This is a genomic window from Brochothrix sp. (genome assembly GCF_017549435.1).
In the GTDB taxonomy this organism is placed as follows: domain Bacteria; phylum Bacillota; class Bacilli; order Lactobacillales; family Listeriaceae; genus Brochothrix; species Brochothrix thermosphacta.
This window is the reverse complement of the sequence record NZ_JAFYUW010000041.1, coordinates 1-4,531: the sequence shown is the minus strand read 5'-3', so window position 1 is coordinate 4,531 and position 4,531 is coordinate 1. Positions and strand designations below refer to the sequence as shown.

The window sequence follows — 4,531 nt, the reverse complement described above, 5'->3', positions numbered from 1 at the left end:
CTAATGCGTAATCAACTGTGATTAAACTGCCACTTTTTTCTGCGGCTTCCACTACCCATACCCCTTGTGACAATGCACTAACAAGTCGATTACGTTCAACAAACGTCCATTTACGGGCAGATATTGGTGGCGCATACTCACTGATGACCAATTCTTTGCGAAGCATATAATTGTATAATAATGCGTTTTCTTGTGGATAAAGTCGGTACATCCCACTACCTAGAACGGCAATTGTATCTCCTTTTTCTATGAGAGTGATGCGATGCGCATGAGTATCTATACCTGTGGCTAATCCACTAACAATACCGATATCCTCTATTACTAGCTGTTTAATAATCGGTTGCATCACTCTATCTATCCCTTTATTACATTGCCTTGCGCCAACAATCGCTATCATCTTTTTTCGTAAAAGTGTTAAATTTCCTTTTGCGTAAAAATAAAGTGGCGGATCATACATTTCACGAAAAGCTTCGGGATATTCTTCATCAGATTGTGTAATAAATACAATCTCTTGTTTTTCATATTCTTTGTATAATGATGGTGTTTTTATGCATTCTAAATTATCTTTTTTCACTATTTCTTCTAACATATGACGTCGATTTGAATAAGAATGTGATGCCTCAAATAACCATTTTTTTCTTTCTGTCCACATCAAAAAACGCCTCCTTTTCTTTAAGTTTACAAGAAAAAGAAACGTTTATTTGAGTTATTTACTTGCGCTTTTTTTTGCTATAAAACGTTTTTAACAGGTGAAAAGCTACGACGATGTATCGGACATGCGCCTTGGGCCTCTAATCCAGCTAAATGTTTCGCAGTACCGTAACCAAAATTATGTTCAAAATCGTATCCAGGGTAAGTTTTCGCATACTCAGTCATCATCTCATCACGAATAACTTTCGCAATAATTGAAGCAGCTGCAATGGATAAACTTTTTTGATCCCCTTTAATAATCGACAATATTTGAGCATTTTCGTATTTCAACGGCATGGCATCAATCAAAACAGCATCAGGCTGAGGATCAAGTTGTGCCAACGCATCGGACATCGCTAATTTTGTAGCTTCATAAATATTAACGGCATCAATTGTTTTCTCATCGATTATTCCGACACCAATTGCAATGGCTTCCGCTTTAATGGCTTTGTACATCGCTTGTTTTTTATCATAACTTAACTTTTTCGAGTCATCGATTCCAGTTAATTTTGTATTCTGTGGTAATATTACAGCCGCAGCAACGACAGGACCTGCTAATGGACCACGTCCCACTTCATCAACGCCTGCAATATAAGCATAGTTTTTAGCGATGAATTCTGTTTCATAGAGCCACATTTCTTCACGTTTCAACTCTAATGCTTTTAATGCTTGGTGACGTCGGTGCCATTGCGCCAATGCTTGTTGAACACCTTTTCGTTCATCATTTGCATACTCTAGCAGCAATGGATCTGTCGGGGCGCTAACATTCGCTAATTGTGCTTTAATGGCAGCAATACTAGGCTTGTTCGTCACTTGAAACCACCTCTTCGTCAGCTTCTTCTGCCATCTCTAATTCTTCCGGACGATCCAACGTGATACGACCAAGTTTTAAGGCACGGAAATCGCGGACAAAATGTTCAGCAGCACGACTATAATCGATGTGCTCGCCGTCTGTAAGTTGACGATTGAGAGCCAAACGTTCAAGCATTTCTTTTGGTGTCATCGGTTCATCAGTACCTAAATATGACATTAAAAACGCAGGGTAATATTTAGCAGCGTAATCATAACCATAATCTGATACGTCAATCAGATTTAAAATATCATCCTTGATAGCGCCTGTCAAAGCAAGACGGTAGCCTACTTCTGAGTCCTCGAATTTCGGCCATAAAATCCCCGGAGTATCTAATAATTCCAGCTCTTTGCCCACTTTAATCCATTGTTGTGCTTTTGTAACACCCGGACGGTTTCCGGTCTGAGTGATATTCTTTTTCACCAGTCTATTAATCAGCGTTGATTTACCAACATTTGGGATTCCTAAAATCATCGCACGAATGGCACGCGGACGCATCCCACGTTTTAAATTACGTTCGAATTTTTCACTCATTTCTGCTTGAGCAGCTTTAGTGAGTTTGTGTAACCCTTTACCATCTTTAGAGTTGATAGCTACTGCTCGGATACCTTGCTTCTCGTAATATTCCAACCATTTTTCAGTTATACTTGGGTCAGCCATATCACTTTTATTTAAAATAACCACACGGCGTTTTTGATGAATAATTTCATGCATCATTGGGTTTGCTGAACTAATCGGCAAACGTGCATCTACCAATTCAAAAATAATATCCACCAATTTTAATTTTTCTGTTACTTGACGACGTGCTTTGGCCATATGCCCTGGAAACCATTGTATTGTCATTCTTTTTCCTCCTATTTGACGACTCTCATCTCATTAAGTGGTAGATAAACATATTTGGCAACACCAACCGCACTATCTGTGGGTATCGTTCCAAAATAACGACTATCATTGCTATTATCACGATTATCACCTAAAACATAATATGTATTGGGATCAACTGTAATATCATAATCACTCATAAAAGTATCGTTTTTATTTAATTTATCGCGGTAAGCCTGTAAATATGATTCTTTATGCAAAACGCCATTAACGTACAGTTTGTCATTCTTATAAACTATATGGTCACCTGGCATACCAATTACTCGCTTAACATACTGATGTTTATCAACATTAAAAACAATCGTATCGAAACGATGTACTTCACTCAAACGATTAACCAAAACAACTTCTTTCATTTTAAGAGTTGGCATCATCGAGTAGCCATCAACTGTAACTGGAACAAAAACGAGAAACCGCACAATCAAACATAATATTAAGGCTACCACACTCAGACGAAACCACTTAACAATGCTGTATTTCGTATCTCTCGAGAGTTTGCTCATTGTGCTCCTCCTTATGTGATATAACTATCTTGAAATGTTATGTTTTTTAACATTATTAAGAGGTTTTAAATAACGAACCCTTTATTTAATAACATTTATCATTTTCTCAAATTGTATGAAACATCTTTACTATTATAGCATTTTTTCAACCCTTATAGACAAATGACAATAAAAAAAGACAACATATCTTATGTAGTTTCTTTGATTGGAAAGAAAAAGTAGCAAACCAATTTGGTTTACTACTTCATATTTACCTTATTATTTTTTATAAAGTTACATTATAGGTTCTTCTTACCCCATTTGATGACAACCCCATCGATTGTTGATTCATTAACAGCACCAAAATAACGACTATCATTACTTACGCGTCTGTTATCTCCCATGAGGAAATATTTCCCTTCAGGAATTTTTTCAATAACGAAGTTAGGTGTCAATGCGCTCGATTCTTGCTTCTTGAACTCATCAAGATACGGTTCCTCGTATTTCTTTCCGTTAATGTAAAGTGTATCATCTTTGTACTCCAATTTATCACCTGGCAAACCAATCACGCGTTTAATGTACTCCGCTGATTCATTATCTGGTGCAGGGAAAACAACGATATCAAAACGATCTGCTGTCTTTAACTTATTAATAAATAAGTATTCTCCTGAGTATAATGTTGGATCCATTGAATCTCCATCTACTTTTACTGCTGCAAAGAGATATGTACGAACGACCATCGTAATTATCAGCGCCACTATGACTACTTTCAATATATCCCAAATAAACGACCCTGCCTTTTTCATTCGTCATCCTCCTTAAAATCAATCTTTCCTATATATATTATAGCAAAATAGACAACAACAATCGAACAATAAGCCGTTAATTATGTAAATTAAATGCGACTTCTGACCTAATTCTTTTTATGATAGAATCAGTTAGCAAAAATCAATTATCATTATACTCAATAGATGAGCTATTCTAACTAATATACCCTTTTTTGATTAGCTTATCACATATTTCAGCGATTTATCGTATGCTATTTCTAATCATCTGCAATATCCGACAAAATAAAACTTACCAAATGTGTTTCAGTCATTTCTGTTGTTAATAATTTTTCATTAATCGTTCCTAAGTAATCACTATCCACCCACCAACTCTTCATTTTGTTCCCATCAAATTCAGCGGACTGTCTGCGCTGTTGATGTCTTACTAATGTCTCCTCAAACGGAAGATCAAAATAGTAAACATAGGCTTTATCAAAATCCGCCATCAGCGTTATAAGCATCTCACCATAATACTCTTTCACTAAAATACCTTCAACGATACAAATATCACAATTAGCTTTACCATATTTTGCAATGTGACTTATTAAATTTATCGAAAGATTATTTTCACGATCATGTGTTTTGAGCATGGTTCGACGCACTATATCTTGTGAGACAACAAGTGTGTTTTCACCTAGTTGTTCTTGTAATCGATTAGCAACAGTCGTTTTACCACTGCCCGAATTACCACGCAAAATAATTAATTTTGACATCCTAACACTTCCCTTTTTAAAGTTAGCCACTCTTAATATAACATATTAAAAATTCACGTTATATTTTTGATAAGACTAAACACATTT

At 36.0% G+C, this 4,531-nt stretch carries 6 protein-coding genes; all 6 read right to left on the bottom strand.

The features are described 5' to 3' along the window. The coding region (locus IKV95_RS02755) for a DNA-processing protein DprA (protein WP_287451391.1) at positions 1-652 on the bottom strand (652 nt) is incomplete at its 3' end. A gap of 77 nt (positions 653-729) precedes the next feature. After that, positions 730-1,503 carry a ribonuclease HII gene (locus IKV95_RS02750; RefSeq protein WP_069125531.1) on the bottom strand — a complete coding sequence of 258 codons (774 nt, stop codon included), beginning with the start codon at positions 1,501-1,503 and terminating at the stop codon, positions 730-732. Beyond that, on the bottom strand, positions 1,487-2,383 hold the full coding sequence (gene ylqF / locus IKV95_RS02745) for a ribosome biogenesis GTPase YlqF (protein ID WP_051535950.1): 897 nt from the start codon (positions 2,381-2,383) through the stop codon (positions 1,487-1,489). Before ylqF ends, IKV95_RS02750 begins: the two co-directional genes overlap by 17 nt. Positions 2,384-2,394: 11 nt before the next feature. Beyond that, positions 2,395-2,925: a signal peptidase I gene (gene lepB / locus IKV95_RS02740; RefSeq protein WP_051457496.1), complete on the bottom strand. Its 531-nt coding sequence runs from the start codon at positions 2,923-2,925 to the stop codon at positions 2,395-2,397. Positions 2,926-3,203: 278 nt separating this feature from the next. Continuing rightward, positions 3,204-3,710 carry a signal peptidase I gene (lepB, locus tag IKV95_RS02735; protein WP_029090991.1) on the bottom strand — a complete coding sequence of 169 codons (507 nt, stop codon included), beginning with the start codon at positions 3,708-3,710 and terminating at the stop codon, positions 3,204-3,206. Positions 3,711-3,949: 239 nt separating this feature from the next. Beyond that, entirely contained in the window at positions 3,950-4,444 is a 495-nt protein-coding gene (locus IKV95_RS02730; protein WP_069125529.1) for an AAA family ATPase, read from the bottom strand. Positions 4,445-4,531 lie beyond the last annotated feature (87 nt).